This window comes from Desulfobotulus alkaliphilus (genome assembly GCF_007830435.1).
Taxonomy (GTDB): Bacteria; Desulfobacterota; Desulfobacteria; order Desulfobacterales; family ASO4-4; genus Desulfobotulus; species Desulfobotulus alkaliphilus.
The window spans coordinates 7,856-23,217 of sequence record NZ_VLLC01000022.1; the positions used below are offsets into that span (position 1 = coordinate 7,856).

At 47.5% G+C, this 15,362-nt stretch carries 14 protein-coding genes; 13 read left to right on the plus strand and 1 reads right to left on the minus strand.

The window, feature by feature from the left end; translation table 11 throughout:
* Positions 1-260: 260 nt before the first annotated feature.
* Positions 261-1,286, plus strand: coding sequence for an NAD-dependent epimerase/dehydratase family protein (locus LZ24_RS12545; protein WP_144685656.1), 1,026 nt, complete (start codon positions 261-263; stop codon positions 1,284-1,286).
* A gap of 302 nt (positions 1,287-1,588) precedes the next feature.
* Positions 1,589-2,866 carry a Vi polysaccharide biosynthesis UDP-N-acetylglucosamine C-6 dehydrogenase TviB gene (gene tviB, locus LZ24_RS12550; RefSeq protein ID WP_144685657.1) on the plus strand — a complete coding sequence of 426 codons (1,278 nt, stop codon included), beginning with the start codon at positions 1,589-1,591 and terminating at the stop codon, positions 2,864-2,866.
* A gap of 107 nt (positions 2,867-2,973) precedes the next feature.
* Here the strand turns inward: tviB and LZ24_RS12555 are convergent, their stop codons facing one another.
* Positions 2,974-3,354 (minus strand): hypothetical protein, encoded by a 381-nt coding sequence (locus LZ24_RS12555; RefSeq protein ID WP_144685658.1) that lies wholly within the window; start codon positions 3,352-3,354, stop codon positions 2,974-2,976.
* Between the two features lie 221 nt (positions 3,355-3,575).
* On the opposite strand from LZ24_RS12555, the gene galE reads away from it, so the two are divergent.
* From galE to LZ24_RS12610, 11 genes are all read left to right on the plus strand, one after another.
* On the plus strand, positions 3,576-4,598 hold the full coding sequence (galE, locus tag LZ24_RS12560) for a UDP-glucose 4-epimerase GalE (RefSeq protein ID WP_144685659.1): 1,023 nt from the start codon (positions 3,576-3,578) through the stop codon (positions 4,596-4,598).
* The gene (locus LZ24_RS12565; RefSeq protein WP_144685660.1) at positions 4,595-5,779 is read left to right on the plus strand and encodes a nucleotidyltransferase family protein; all 1,185 of its coding nucleotides are present in this window, start codon (positions 4,595-4,597) and stop codon (positions 5,777-5,779) included. The genes galE and LZ24_RS12565 overlap by 4 nt, the downstream gene beginning before the upstream one ends.
* On the plus strand, positions 5,776-6,672 hold the full coding sequence (locus LZ24_RS12570) for a hypothetical protein (RefSeq protein WP_144685661.1): 897 nt from the start codon (positions 5,776-5,778) through the stop codon (positions 6,670-6,672). Before LZ24_RS12565 ends, LZ24_RS12570 begins: the two co-directional genes overlap by 4 nt.
* Before the next feature lie 246 nt (positions 6,673-6,918).
* The gene (locus tag LZ24_RS12575) at positions 6,919-8,094 is read left to right on the plus strand and encodes a radical SAM protein (protein ID WP_186443124.1); all 1,176 of its coding nucleotides are present in this window, start codon (positions 6,919-6,921) and stop codon (positions 8,092-8,094) included.
* A gap of 30 nt (positions 8,095-8,124) precedes the next feature.
* Positions 8,125-8,424, plus strand: coding sequence for a PqqD family protein (locus tag LZ24_RS12580; protein WP_246118595.1), 300 nt, complete (start codon positions 8,125-8,127; stop codon positions 8,422-8,424).
* Positions 8,417-8,887, plus strand: a complete 471-nt coding sequence (locus tag LZ24_RS12585) for a S24/S26 family peptidase (RefSeq protein ID WP_144685664.1) — start codon at positions 8,417-8,419, stop codon at positions 8,885-8,887. Before LZ24_RS12580 ends, LZ24_RS12585 begins: the two co-directional genes overlap by 8 nt.
* Positions 8,888-8,933: 46 nt before the next feature.
* On the plus strand, positions 8,934-10,046 hold the full coding sequence (locus tag LZ24_RS12590; RefSeq protein WP_186443125.1) for a radical SAM protein: 1,113 nt from the start codon (positions 8,934-8,936) through the stop codon (positions 10,044-10,046).
* Positions 10,047-10,643: 597 nt separating this feature from the next.
* The gene (locus LZ24_RS12595) at positions 10,644-12,440 is read left to right on the plus strand and encodes an ABC transporter ATP-binding protein (RefSeq protein ID WP_144685666.1); all 1,797 of its coding nucleotides are present in this window, start codon (positions 10,644-10,646) and stop codon (positions 12,438-12,440) included.
* Entirely contained in the window at positions 12,433-13,254 is an 822-nt protein-coding gene (gene galU, locus LZ24_RS12600) for a UTP--glucose-1-phosphate uridylyltransferase GalU (RefSeq protein WP_144685667.1), read from the plus strand. The genes LZ24_RS12595 and galU overlap by 8 nt, the downstream gene beginning before the upstream one ends.
* Before the next feature lie 28 nt (positions 13,255-13,282).
* Positions 13,283-14,725: a sugar transferase gene (locus LZ24_RS12605; RefSeq protein WP_186443126.1), complete on the plus strand. Its 1,443-nt coding sequence runs from the start codon at positions 13,283-13,285 to the stop codon at positions 14,723-14,725.
* 11 nt (positions 14,726-14,736) lie between these two features.
* A complete protein-coding gene (locus LZ24_RS12610) occupies positions 14,737-15,285 on the plus strand; it encodes a hypothetical protein (RefSeq protein WP_144685669.1) in 549 nt (182 codons plus the stop codon).
* The last annotated feature ends 77 nt before the right edge of the window (positions 15,286-15,362 follow it).

Sequence of the window (15,362 nt, forward strand, 5' to 3'; positions counted from 1 at the left end):
CCCCAAAGCCGCTGACTGAGGCCCTCGAAGCCAGGGGGAGAAGCCCCCTAAAGCCGCTGGCTGAGGCCCTCGAAGCTAGGGGGAGCCTATGATGAAGTTGCAGGCGCAAGGCCTGCCCCATGAATGGTTTTACGGCCCTGTTTTGTGTAGGGGCACCCTTTACGGGTGCCCGCAGGCAAAGGTATAATCTGGTCGTGTATCATTGCTTAAGGTCCATATGGCTGAAAGGCAGTGGTAATTAGAAAATGAAAAGAGTAATTATGTCATCTCCCTATCGTTCCTGTAAGGAAAAACTTGTGTCCTCCCCCCGCACCTGGCTCATTACGGGGGTGGCGGGTTTTATCGGCTCCAACCTCCTTGAAACCCTTTTAAAGCTCAATCAGAGGGTTGTTGGTCTGGATAATTTTGCCACAGGCCACAGCTATAATCTGGATGAGGTGCGGTCTTCTGTTTCAGATATCCAGTGGCAGGCCTTTTCATTCATTGAAGGGGATATCTGTGATCCGGAGACCTGTGGCAGGGCCTGCGAAGGTATAGACCATGTGCTGCATCAGGCTGCCCTTGGCTCGGTTCCCAGATCCCTTGAAGATCCCCTCACAACCAATAAGGCCAACATCGATGGTTTCCTGAACATGCTTGTGGCCGCACGGGATGCGGGCGTGAAAAGCTTTACCTATGCCGCATCCAGTTCCACATACGGAGATCATCCGGGGCTTCCCAAGGTGGAGAACACCATTGGAAAGCCCCTGTCTCCCTATGCTGTCACCAAATATGTGAACGAGCTGTACGCCGATGTTTTTTCACGCTGCTATGGTTTTCATGCCATCGGTCTCCGGTATTTCAATATCTTTGGAAAACGTCAGGACCCCGCCGGAGCCTATGCCGCTGTAATCCCCAAATGGACGGCGGCCATGATTGCAGGGGATACGGTTTTTATCAACGGAGACGGAGAAACCAGCCGGGATTTCTGCTTCATTGAAAATGCGGTGCAGGCCAATCTGCTGGCTGCAGTGGCAGGGAATGAGGCAACAAATCAGGTGTATAATGTTGCCGTAGGCGGCAGAACCACCCTGAATGAGCTTTTTCTTTATCTGAGAGAAGCCCTGAAGGCCAATGGCATTCATTATGATAAAAAGCCCGTGTATCGGGATTTCAGGGCAGGGGATGTGCGCCATTCCCAGGCGGATATAGAAAAGGCAGGTAAACTTCTGGGCTATGGGCCTGCCTTTACCATCCGGGAGGGCATTCTGGAAGCCATGCCGTGGTATGTAACAAAAGGTGTGTAGGGGCAGGCCTTGCGCCTGCCAGAAGGGAGCCGGGTCCTTTAACTTGAGAGAACCCCGAGGCTCTTTTGCCCTCATCCCTGGCCCTTCTCCCAGTGGGAGAAGGGAGAAAACATCCATCCTCAAGGCCCCCTCTCCCTCTGGGAGAGGGTAGGGGTGAGGGTCCCATAAAGAAATCTTGCCCAAGGAGAGAAAAGCAAGGGCCTGTGGGTAAATATAAGACCAGAGGGAGCCTTGCGGATGCTTTCGTTTTCCTTCGGGTACCCGTGAAGGGTACCCCTACAAAAAAATGACCAGGAGATACAATGCTGACCTTCGAAAATATACAACCGGCCATTGTTGGCCTTGGCTATGTGGGCCTGCCCCTTGCTGTGGAATTCGGCAAAAAAAGAAGTGTTCTGGGTTTTGATATCAATGAAAAGCGCATTGCAGAGCTGCGCAGCGGAAAAGATCATACCCTTGAAGTCAGTGAAGATGAAATGGCTGAGGCCAGCCTTTTATCCTTCACGGCAGATCCCAGGGAGCTTGGCACCTGCAATGTCTTTATTGTGACGGTTCCAACCCCCATAGATGAGTACAAAAATCCGGACCTCACCCCGCTGGTCAAAGCCAGTGAAGCCATAGGCCGTATCCTCAAAAAAGATGATATTGTCATTTATGAGTCCACCGTTTACCCCGGCGCCACCGAAGAAGTCTGTGTTCCTGTGCTGGAAAGGGTCTCCGGCCTTGTGTTCAACCAAGACTTTTACGCAGGGTACAGCCCGGAGCGCATCAATCCCGGAGACAAGGAACACCGGGTAAGTACCATTAAAAAAGTGACGGCAGGCTCCACGCCTGAAGTGGCGGAACTGGTGGATGCCCTTTACCGGGAAATTATCACCGCAGGCACCCACAAGGCCAGCAGCATCAGGGTGGCAGAGGCCGCCAAGGTTATAGAAAATACCCAGCGGGATGTGAATATTGCTCTCATTAATGAGCTGGCCCTTATTTTCAATAAGATGGGGATAGATACGCAAGCCGTACTGGAAGCCGCAGGTACCAAGTGGAACTTTCTTCCCTTCCGGCCCGGCTTGGTGGGCGGGCACTGCATTGGGGTTGATCCCTATTATCTCACCCACAAGGCGCAGGCCATTGGCTATCATCCGGCCATGATTCTGGCGGGAAGGCGCATCAATGATGGCATGGGCCCCTATGTGGCTTCCCAGCTTGTAAAGGCCATGATGAAAAAACGTATCCATGTGGCAGGTTCCCGTGTTCTGCTCATGGGCCTGACCTTCAAGGAAAACTGCCCGGATCTGCGCAACACCCGCATCGTGGACATTATGCAGGAGCTTTCCGATTACGGCGTGGATGTGGATGTGTATGATCCCTGGGTGAATCCGGAAGAGGCCTTTGAAGAGTACGGCATCCGGCCTGTGGAAAGCCCTGAAAAGGGCAGGTATGATGGGGTGATTCTGGCCGTGGCCCATCAGCAGTTCCGGGAGATGGGGGAGGCAGCCATCCGGTCTATGGGAAAAGAAGACCATGTTCTCTATGATCTGAAGTATGTCCTGACGGCGGAAGAGGCGGATCTCAGGTTATAGCGACATCCTGTAATAGCAAACATGCGCCTTTTTTCTCAGCTTTGCGGCCTGGCACTCAGGCCACAAACAGGATCTGATCAATGTGCAGAAGCCTGCTGGCCTGTTTTTCAGGCGCCCCTGCGGTACTCTTTAAGCATCTCCAGCTCTTTTGGATTCAGGTTGGATAATAAAAGAGACATTCTGCGGATGGGAATATGGGAGAAGGACATGACCGGTTCAAAAATCTGGTCCGCAACAATGGAATACTGGTGCGACTGGAGCCGGAAGTAGAGATTTTTGCAGCTCAGTATGAGAGCTTCGTTGGTGTGCGGAGACTTGGCTGGCCAATGCAGATTGGATACATAGGAAAATGAAAGGCCAGCATCGCTGATGTCAAGAACCTGCCCGATGCGTATGGGATTGGAATTTAGAATGGCAACCGCATTGGGAAGGGCTTTGAATCTCGTGTGCCTGCGCCTTTCAGCGCCTGCCGGGGGGATCTCGCTCATGGTTTGTGTCCTGTGTGCATCGTTAAATGTTTGCTGATATATCAACTGAATATTAAAGCATATTGTTTTCATAGATACCATGTCCTATATATAAAAAACAAGTCGATTTTATGAATATTTATCGGGAAAGCACACAGGCCTTTTTGCTGAGAGTGTAGTTGCAATTTTTTGATACCTGAAATATAAACACCGTAAACAGTCTGGATGAAAACAGGAAAAGCATGAAAATACTGGTAACGGGTGGTGCGGGCTACATTGGCACCCATACCCTTGTGTCGCTTCGGCAAAGTGGTTTTGATGTCCTTGTGCTGGATAATTTTTCCAACAGTTCTCCCGTGTCTCTGGTCCGTGTGGCTGAAATAACGGGAAAGCCCGCATCCTTTGTTGAGGGAGATGTCCGGGACAGGGAGCTTCTGGCATCGGTTTTTGAAGAGCACCGCATCCATGCGGTGATTCACTTTGCGGGTCTTAAGGCTGTGGGGGAGAGTGTGGAAAAGCCCCTTGCCTATTATGATAACAATGTGTACGGAACGCTGGTCCTGTGTCAGGCCATGGCAGAAGCCGGGGTTTTCCAGCTTGTGTTCAGTTCTTCCGCAACGGTTTACGGAGAGCCGGATACCATGCCCATCCGTGAAGATTTCCCCACAGGCAGGCCCTCCAACCCCTATGGCCGGTCCAAGCTGATGGTGGAAGAGATTCTTAAAGATCTCAGCCTTTCCGATTCCCGCTGGTCCATCGCCCTTCTGCGGTATTTCAATCCTGTGGGTGCCCATGAAAGCGGTCTTATCGGTGAAGACCCGGCAGGAATACCCAATAATCTCCTGCCCTATATCAGTCAGGTAGCCGTGGGGCGGCTTGAGCGTCTGGCCGTTTACGGCAATGACTATCCCACGGCAGATGGTACGGGTGTGAGGGATTATATCCATGTCATGGACCTTGCTATGGGCCATGTAAAGGCCCTGCGCGCCATTGTCCAGCAGCAGGGCGTTGGTGTCTGGAATCTTGGTACGGGCAGGGGAACATCCGTTCTGGAGATGATCTCTGCCTTTGAAGCCGCATCCGGCAAAAAAATTCCCCATACCTTTGCGCCCCGAAGACAGGGGGATATTGCTGCCTGCTGGGCAGATCCATCCAAAGCCCAAAAAGAACTGGGATGGAAGGCCGAAAGAAACCTTGTGGATATGATGCAGGACACCTGGCGCTGGCAGTCAGGGAATCCGGATGGGTATGGTGATATCGTATGAACTTGTCCTTTAAAAATCAGCTTCTTTGTGATGCCTTGAAAGCACAGATGCATGGCCGGTCATTTGTCTGGCCATCCGGTCTGCCCGAAGGTTTCTGGGATGAGCTGATGGCCGAAGCGGAAGATCAGGGCCTTTTTTTTCTCTTGGGCAGCTCTCTTTTGGAGGGCATGGATTTGTATGGAGACATGGAGGCTAAGGAAAAATGCGCTGTAAGGCTCAAAGGATATGAAAATCGCTCCTTTCAGCTTTCCATAAAACTCCTTAAAATTCTCGGGCTGCTTCAGGCTGAAGGGATTGTTGCCGTACCTGTGAAGGGGCCTTTGCTCGCGGAATACCTGTACGGAGACGTGGCAAAAAGAACCTTTGCGGATCTGGATATTTTTATTTATGAAAAAGATCTTTTCAGTGCTGTGGAGATTCTGGAAAAGGCAGGGTATAGTCCTGAGCTGAAACTGAGTTCCCGTGAGATGAAGAAGTTTTCAAATCAGGAATATGATTTCAAGCTGTATGATGCAAAGTCCCACACCATTGTGGAGTTGCACTGGGAACTTTCAGGGAGATACACGAAAAAACCAATGATACTGGAAGATTATGCAGGAAGGCTAGAAAAGGCATCCGTTCTGGGCAAGGTGGTAGATAAACTCCCGGACTCCATTGATTTCATCTACCTCTGTCTGCATTCGGCCAAGCATTGTTTTGAGAGATTTGAAATGCTTTATGCCATTGCCATATATTATCAAAAGTTTTCAGAAGAAGAGCTGGACGCTCTGCTGGAAATCGTTTCCTCCATGAAGTGCAGGAAAATTTTTCTTTTTTCCCTTTATATGTGCCATAGACTACTCGGTCTTGATCTGTCAGGGCATATTACCTCAGAATCAGCCAGATATTCTTATTTCGACACACTTGTGTGTCGCGTTCTTTATTTTATTGAAAACAGACATGATCTTTCCGATACAAGGTTTTCCACAACGCATATCCGTTTGCAGGACAGCGTTTTATTGAGGGGGGCTTTCATTTTTCGCTTGATTTTTACGCCAACATGTAAAGAATGGCATCTATTCAGGCTGCCTTATCGCCTTACCTTCCTCTACCGATGGATAAGGCCCTTTCGGCTTGCTGTGGCCTATGCGCAAAAGCGACTTTTTGCAAAGACTTCCGTCCGTACCGGAGGGCAGAGATGAACCAGAAAAATTACCGTGTAGGGGATATCCGTATTCGCTTGTATTCAGAACTTGAAATTACTGATAAAACCTTTGCTCCGAAGTTTGCCTTGTTTGAGGACACAGGGGGGCCTGCGGAAGACGAGGTTGTGCTGCGCCATCACTTCCATATTCCAGAACTGGATGCACATGGTTTTGAAAAAAAGGTATATGAGAAATCACCGTGGGTGATTTATAAAAATGGGGATCAGTGGGTGTATATCCTTGAAACCAGCCCTGATCCGGATAAAAAAGAAATCCGTCAGCTCACCATTTTCAATAGGGACCACACGGAAGCAGATATCTACAATGGAGAGTTGAACAGCCGGGCCTGGCTCAATGGCGGGATGGGGTCTCTGACCCTTGCACCTACGGATCAGATTTTTCTGTCCCGTGTCCTTGCGGACCGTAACGGCTGCTTTCTGCATTCAGATGGCATAAAGCTTGATGGCTCAGGTTTTCTTTTTGCCGGGCACTCCGGTGCAGGTAAATCCACCATTGCCACCCTTTTGCAGGACAAGGCAGAAATCCTCTGTGACGACAGAATGATTATCCGGAAAAAAAGATCCGATGACAGATACCACATATACGGTAACTGGAGCCATGGTACTTTGCCCATTGTTTCTCCGGCCTCTGCTCCCCTGAAAGCCCTTTTTTTCCTTGAGCAGTCACCGGACAATGCAATTCTTCCTTTAGATTCCCGCATGGATGCCATACAACGCTTCCTTGCCGTTCTCATAAAGCCCATGGTCACAAGGGACTGGTGGGAGAAAATGCTGGATCTGGCCGAAGATATCGTAGATTCTGTTCCCTGTTACAGGTTGAAATTTGATAAAAGTGGAGATATCTACCAGCATATCCGGAAGCTGGTATGAACTGGGCCGGTGTTTTTATTATATGAAACCAAGGCCTGCTTAAGACTCCTTCTTCCATTGGGCTTATCTTCACCCACAGGTCGGATTTCAGAAATTCGGGGTGGGAATATGGAGAAAATGGTGGGCCACAGACCTGCTTTTCTCCCTTCTCCCACTGGGAGAAGGGTCGGGGTCCGTTGCCGGGTGCATTTAATATCGGAAGTTATTGTATGCGTAACAAGTTCTGTCCAGCAAGGTGGTAGGTTTATGGCATCTGATTATATGAAGACGGAAAGTCTGGGGTCTTCTGCATCCTGGCCTGGAAAAAACAGCCTTTTGCCCCACCTTGACATGGAACTTACGGAACGCTGTAACAACAGATGTATCCACTGCTATATCAATCAGCCGGAAAATGATGCCCAACTGAAGGTAAGGGAACTCTCCACAGATGAGATTAAGGCTATTGTTAAAGATGCGGCAGGCCTTGGTTGCATGTCCATCCGTTTTACAGGAGGAGAACCCCTTCTGCGGGAAGATTTTTCTGAAATATATCTTTTTACGAGAAGGCAGGGTATCCGTGTTACCCTGTTCACCAATGCAACCCTCATGGATGAAGCCCTCACGGATCTCTTTGTGAAATATCCACCGGGCAGCCCTGTGGAAGTTACCCTCTACGGCATGACTTCGGATAGCTATGAAGCCATATCCCTTGTAAAAGGCAGCTTTGCAAAGGCCATGGCAGGCATTGGCCTGTTAAGGAAAAAGGGGATTCCCTTTTATGTGAAAAGTATATACTTTAAGGGCCGGGAAGCGGATAAGGAGGCCTTTGCGGATTTTGTGGAAAAAGATCTTTCAGCAGATACGCCACCGGCTTTTTCCATGAATTTTGATCTGAGGGCGAGAAGGGATATGCCCGCCAAGGTGGACTTCATTAAATCCCTGCGGGTTTCTCCTGAAGAATCTGTAGTGGCTCTGGAGAAATATAAAGATGCGTACATCAAAGACAGCAGGCGATTTGCCCGGAAGTTCATGGGGCCTGCCGGAGACAGGCTCTTTAACTGTGGCTGCGGCAAGGGCGGGAGTGTGGATGCCTATGGCTTTTTTCAGCCCTGTCTTCTTCTTCGTCACCCGGAATCGGTGTATGATTTAAAAAAGGGTTCCTTTAAACAGGCTCTGCAGGTCTTTTTTCCTGAACTGCGGGAAAAAATATCCACCAATGGAAAATATCTGCAACGCTGTGCAGGGTGTTTTCTCCATGGTTTCTGTGATCAGTGCCCGGCTAAATCCTGGATGGAACATGGCCTTCTGGATGAGCCGGTGGAATACTGCTGTGAACTTGCCCATGCAAAGGCACGCTTTCTTGGTCTTTTGGGTGATAAGGAAAGGGCATGGGAAGTAAAAGACTGGAAGGTCAGGCTTGACAGGTTTGTCACCCATGGGTGATATGTTCCTTTTTATGGAGGAAGATTTGTGATGGAAATTGATGTGAATGCCGTTTACCTGCCTTCCGAGGATGTGGTGGCAAGAAAGATTGATGATGCCTTTATTCTGGTGCCCATTGCATCGGGTGTTGGTAGCATGGAGGATGAGCTTTATACCCTCAACGAAACGGGCCATATCATCTGGGAGGGCCTGGCTCCCGGCAGACGGGTGGTGGATCTGGCAAAATCCCTTGCAGAGGAATACGATGCTTCAGAAGAAGAGATAAGACAGGATATTCAGGGTATTCTGACAGAACTGTTAAAATTGAATATGATCCATAAAGATGGGTGAGCAGTGTTCGGAAACCCTGTCCTTTTCCGGAGAAGCCCTTCTCGAAGTGATGACGGCTGTTCTGGAAAATAAAGCCCTTTTCCGTTTTCAGGCAAAGGGTTTCAGCATGTCTCCCGTTATCAGGCATGGAGATATTCTGACCCTCGCATCTCTGGAAGGAGAGAAGCCTGGTGTTGGCGATGTGGTTGCCTTTAAAAATCCTTATTCACCCAATCTTGTTATCCATAGGATTGTTGCGAAAAAAAAGGGTGTTGGGTTCTGGATCAAAGGCGACAACGGGAAGGATTGGGATGGTTTTTTTGAAGAAAAAAAGATCATGGCCAGGGTGGTGCGGGTGGAAAGAGGGGGGAAGAATGTTTGGTATGGCGGCTCTTTCATCGCCCTTCTTTCCCGTTTTGGGGTGCTCACCCTGTTTGTCCCCTTGGTGAGACGGATGAAAAACAGCTTGCGGTTCATGGGCTGAGCGTCAGTTATTTGCGGAAAATTTTATGCTGGCTGGAGAAATAACAATGTCCCTTTACATGGAAGCCCCGCAGAAACTTCCCGACTTCTGGCTCTGGGAGGAGAGAAGGAAGAAACAGGGCCTTGTATCCTTTACCTTAGAGCTGACTCCAAGGTGCAACAATGCCTGCAGGCACTGTTATATCAATCTGCCCGCAGGAGACGGGCAGGCAAGGGAAAGGGAGCTTGATTTTGATGGCATAAAAAAAATAGTTGATGAAGCCGCAGAACTCGGGGCCATGTGGTGTCTGATCACCGGCGGTGAGCCGCTGCTCCGGGAGGATTTTGAAGATATTTATCTGTATATTAAGCGCAAAGGGATTTTTGTAAGTGTTTTTACCAATGCCACCCTGATCAGCGAAAAGCATGTGCAGCTTTTTAAAAAATATCCGCCAAGGGCCCTTGAAATTACCGTTTATGGTGTTACGGAAAAAACCTACGGAGCTGTTACGGGAAAACCGGAGCTTTTTGCGGCCTTTATGCGGGGTGTGCGCCTGCTTCTGGACGCAGGGGTACCTCTGAGTCTCAAGACCGTTATGATCAGATCCAATGTCCATGAGTTTCAGGAAATAGCCGCTTTTTGCAGGGCACACAGCAGCGAGCCTTTTCGCTTTGATCCTTTCATTCATCTGCGTTTTGACAGGGATGAAAAAAGAAATCAGGAAATCAGGGAGGAAAGGCTTTCCCCCGAGGCCATTGTGGCCCTTGAGCACTCCGATAGTGCAAGGCATGATGCTTTACAGAAAAATTGTGAAAAGCTTGTATTTAATGAAGATATGGACAATCCTGAAGGCTTTTTGTTCGGGTGCGGTGCTGGTATCTCAGAGTTTTATGTGAACCATGAGGGTTTTTTTATGCTTTGTGCTTCCCTTTATGGTTCGGGTCTGCTATACGATTTAAAAAATGGAACCATAAAAAATGCCTTGGATGATTTTGTTCCAAAGATCAGGGCAATGCGTACGACAAAAACGGAATATATGGCAAACTGCGGCAGATGCCGTATCATTAATCTCTGTCTCTGGTGTCCGGCCCATGCATTTTTAGAGATGGGGCAGCTGGATGCTTGTGTGGATTATTTCTGTAGTGTTGCAAAGGAAAGATATAAAAAAATGTTACTCTGATAAAAAAGTGTTTAATATTGAGTGATGGTTTTTGAGGAGATAATTGCTGATGATATCTTTCCCGTTAGGCATAGATAAAACCTCGGTTTTTTGGAAGGTAATTGAAAAAGAATTGGTTTTATCGAGTATGTTTTGAATTTTTTTGTCATATGTTTGAAATTTTTTTAAAAAACAAATAAAATAGGAGGTATTGGCGTGGAGAAAAAACAATGGATTAAACCAGCTCTTAGCATTTTGGTTAAAGGGACCCCGGAAGAGGCTGTTTTGTTTGGTTGTAAAAATGCAAGGTTTATTCAGTTGGGGCCTGGGTCTGGATCTGAGGGGGGGGGAGGAGATATAAGTTGTGGATGGATTGCGTTTTGCAGAAGAAGTCAAGATACTTAGGTTCTTTCCCGTTTTATAAGGCTATATGGTTTACGTAGTGCTTGAAGGAAAATGATGAAAAATATATATCGGCAGTACAAATAAGGAATTGTATTTTAGGGTATTTTCAATCCCGGAAATGATTAGTGTTAGCTTTGAAACTGTTTTGTTTTTAATAATAGCCTTTTTAAGGCTATAGAGGACTATTTGAAAAGGTTTATTAGGATCCGTCTCATGCTCCGGCTTGATCGGGCCGTTCTGTTTGTATTTAGAGCTGCTCCCTGGATCAGTCTGGCTGCCCTTGTCCTGTCCCTGATATCAGGGCTGCTGCCTTTGGCAGGGTTGTATCTGATAAAGCTTATTGTGGATGGCCTGACCCTTGTCGTTCAGTCCGGAGACAGCGGAGATTTTTATCCGGTATTTTATCTTGTCGTCCTTGCAGGGCTTGTGGCCATTGCCCAGCATTTGCTGGCAAGCCTCAGTGCCTATCTGGCTTCCAGTCAGGGGATGAAGGTTTCAGACTATGTTCTGGACGTACTTCATAAAAAATCCGTAGAACTGGATCTTTCATTTTATGAAAATCCAAAATATTACAATACCCTTTACAGGGCGCAGCAGGAAGGCCCCTACAGGCCGGGAAAAATTGTAAGCGGGCTGACAAATGTCTTTCAGAACTTTTTTTCCCTCCTTGCCATAGGTGGGCTTCTTTTGTTTCTGCACTGGGGTTTTGCCCTGATACTTGTGCTGGCCGTATTGCCGTCGCTTTTTGTTCGTTTCATGTTTTCTGGTATTCTTTATAAGTGGTACCAGAAAAAAACCCCTCTGGAGCGGGAGGCCGGTTACCTGAGCTGGCTTCTGACCGGTTATCCCAATGCCAGAGAAATTCGTCTTTTTAACCTTGGCGGATGGTTTTCAGGGCTTTTTTCAGAGATAAGAAGCAAATTGAGGATCGAAGAGCTCGGTATCCAGAAAAAGCAGCACCTGTGCGAAGGTCTTGCTGCAGCATTATCGGCTGCAGCCGTTTTTACGGCCATGGGCTATGCCGTGTATCAGGCGGGAACTGGCAAAATGACCATTGGTGATATGGTCATGTTTTATCAGGCCTTTCAACGTGGCATGACGCATCTGAAAGGTTTTTTTGAAGGATTGGCAGGGCTTTACGAAGACAATCTTTTTATTTCATATTTCTATGATTTTCTGGATCTTCAGACTGAAATAAAAGATGTGGATAATCCTTCAGAATTTCCGGATTCTTTGAAAAGTGGTATCATTTTTGACAATGTGAGTTTTGCCTATCCCGGTTCAGAAGAAAAGGTTTTAAAAAATATTTCCTTTGAAATCAAAAAAGGAGAAATATGTGCCGTTCTGGGAGAAAACGGGGCTGGCAAGTCAACCATCGCAAGGCTTTTATCCCGGCTTTATGATCCTGTGGAAGGAAAGATTGAAATTGACAGCGTGAATCTCAAATGCTACAAAATCACAGAATTCAGAAAAAAGACGGCGGTCATGCTGCAGGATTTTGCAAAATATCATTTTACGGTGAATGAAAATATCCGTTTGGGAAATATTGATATTGACAGGGCCGATCAATACCTTATCCGTGCCGCCGCCATGAAGGCAGGAGCCCACGACTTTGTGAACCGTTTACCCCGTGGTTATGATACCGTACTGGGAAAAATGTTCCATGACGGCATGGAAATCAGTCAGGGAGAGTGGCAGAAAGTGGCTCTCGCAAGGGTTTTTGCAAAGGAAGCTCCCATCGTGATTCTGGATGAACCCGCCAGTTCCATGGATGTGGAAAGCGAATATCTTATTTTTCAGAAGATGAAAACTCTTCTGAAAGGAAAGACCGGAATCATCATCAGCCATCGTTTTGCTACCGTAAAGTCTGCCGATAAGATTATCGTACTAAAGAAAGGTGAAGTGGCTGAATCCGGTACCCATGACAGCTTGATGGAGAAAAAAGGTCTGTATTGTTCATGGTACACCAAGCAGATGCAGGTGCATACCCAAGGGGATACCCATGATTAAAAAATGTCTTTTTCCGGCAGCAGGTTACGGCACCCGTTTTCTGCCAGCAACCAAGGCCATGCCCAAGGAAATGATGCCCATTGTCAACAAACCGCTCATTGAGTATGGTGTGGAAGAGGCTCTTCAGGCATGCATGACCGATATGTGCATTGTTACCGGACGTGGTAAAAATGCCATTCTGGATCATTTTGATATGAACTATGAGCTGGAACACCAGATATCCGGTACCAGAAAAGAAGAACTGCTGGCGGATATCCGTGCCATCATTGACAAAGCCAACTTCACCTATATCCGTCAGCGGGAGATGAAGGGGCTGGGCCATGCCATTCTGACGGGGCGTGCTCTGGTGGGAGACAATCCCTTTGCCGTATTGCTGGCCGACGATCTGTGCATCCATCCGGAAGAAGGTGTGCTTTCCCAGATGGTGGCACTGTATAAGCAGTTCCGTTGCTCCATTGTGGCCGTGGAAGAGGTTCCCGAGGGTGAAACCCATAAGTATGGGGTGATTGCCGGAAAGACCCTGACCGACAGGCTGGTGTCCGTGGAAGACATGGTGGAAAAGCCGGAACCGGGAACAGCCCCCAGCAACCTTGCCATTATTGGGCGTTATATTCTTACCCCGGATATTTTCGATATTCTTGAGAAAACGCCACCCGGTAAAAATGGTGAAATCCAGATTACCGATGCCCTGATGCAGCAGGCAAAATCCGGTTGTGTTATTGCCTATAAGTTTAAGGGCAGGCGTTTTGATTGTGGTGCCGTGGATGGCTATATTCAGGCCACCAATTACTGCTATGAGAATTTTTATACTTAAAGATCGGCTATTGGGAGTAAGTAAATTTATGCTCAGGGAAAATGCCAGAGCCTTTAACGGCCTTCACAGACTGACGGATCTCTTTCTGACAGCCCTTGCCTTTGGTATTGCCTACCTTTTAAAAATTGCCCCTTCTTCCGGTGTACTCGGTGGGCTTTCCCGCAACCCGGATTATGGCATGGTCTTTTTTATCATCCTTGCCATATGGTATCTGGTTTTTGATCTTAATAATAACTATGCTCCTTTCCGGGAAAGAAACCTGCTGTCGATTCTACTGAATCTTTATAAATCCATCCTCTTTTCCTTTATGGTTTTTTCCCTTGTGATTTATCTTTTAAAAATTGAGCATCTGAGCCGAAGCCTCATGCTGATTTTTCTTGCCCTTAACGTAGGGATTTTAACCCTTTCCAAGGTTTCCGTTTTTTACACCTTAGCCCGTATTCGCAGGAAGGGGTATAATTATAAAAATATCCTTGTGGTGGGCAGCAGGACCCGTGCAGAAAAGTTTATCCGTTCCGTTCTGGATAAAAAGGATGCAGGGTACCGTATTTCTGGGTGTCTGGATACGGATCATTCTTATATGGGTAAGCAGGTGGTGGGCAATATCTGCGTCACGGGCTGCATAGAAGATCTGAAAAATATCCTTGAGAATGAGGTGGTGGATGAGCTGGTTTTTGCCATGCCCCTTAAAAAAATAGATAATGCCGATGCCTATATTGCCATGGCAGAGGATATGGGGGTAAAATGCCGGATTATTCCAGACTGGCAGCTGCATTACCTCATGTACAAACCGGATACGGCCACCATCCGTTTTGAGACCTTTCTGGGTACACCCAGCATGGCCCTGCACATGATCACCAACAATGACAGGCTGCTGGTTTATAAATATTTTTTTGATTATGTGTTTTGTCTTGTGGCCTTTGCTCTCTTGCTGCCCTTTTTTATCCTGACAGCCGCCGCCATTAAGCTCTTTTCAAAGGGTCCGGTTTTTTATAAACAGAAACGCATTGGGCTCCATGGCAGGGTTTTTGAGGTGTATAAGTTCCGTACCATGGTGGTTGATGCAGATAAAATGCTGGAGCAGCTTAAAGATCTGAACGAGGCCGATGGTCCGGCCTTTAAAATCAGAAAAGACCCCAGGGTCATTCCATGGGTTGGTACTTTTTTAAGGAAAACCAGCCTGGATGAGTTGCCCCAGATCATCAACATCTTAAGGGGAGAAATGAGCCTTGTGGGCCCAAGACCACCCCTTCCCAATGAGGTGGCAGAGTATGAAATCTGGCAGCGGCGCAGGCTTTCCATGAAACCGGGTCTTACCTGTATCTGGCAGATTGCCCCTGAAAGAAATGATATCCGCTTTGATGAGTGGATGAAGATGGACTTGCACTACATTGATAACTGGTCGATGTGGTTGGATTTTACCCTAATTTTCAGGACCATCAAGTCTGTGCTGACGGGTGCTGGAAGATAAAAGGAGGATGTATGAAGAGAATAGTTGCTGCCATGGTTTTATCTTTTTTCCTTGTTTCATCTGTTTTTGCTGCAACGGTCTGGCATCAGAATTTTTTTTCCACGATTAAATCTGACGGTTATGAACAGGCTGTAAAAGAAGCCCTGACTGCGGGTGTATCCATTGAAGATATTGTGGATATTTCTTCCAAATTGGGTTATCAGGGACTTTTTATTTTTGCCTCCATTTACAATGCTAGCGGTAATAGTGGCGATGTTCTGGATGCTGCCCTTGAAACATCCCTGGGACAGGATTTTGAGCGGGAGTCTGTGCTGGCTTTAAGCTCTGCGGATCTGGCTTTTCTTGTGGCTTCCGGTGATATTTATGTACCCTCATTGAGTGAGTTGGAACTGAATTATCTTACATATTATGGACTGGCTCTTCAGGCAGGCGATGAAGAGGTACAGGGGCAGGGGCTTGGTTTTGGTGATGATCCTGTTCTGGCTGTAGGAGATATTACCATGGGCGATGTTGGTTTTGGCGGTATGAATAACAGCTCAGTTTCTCCTGCGGCCCCCTGACGAACTCAGCAACAGCAGGGCAAGGATTGTAGTGCCCGTGATTTTTTTCTGGTTGCTCAAAAAATAATAAAAAATAT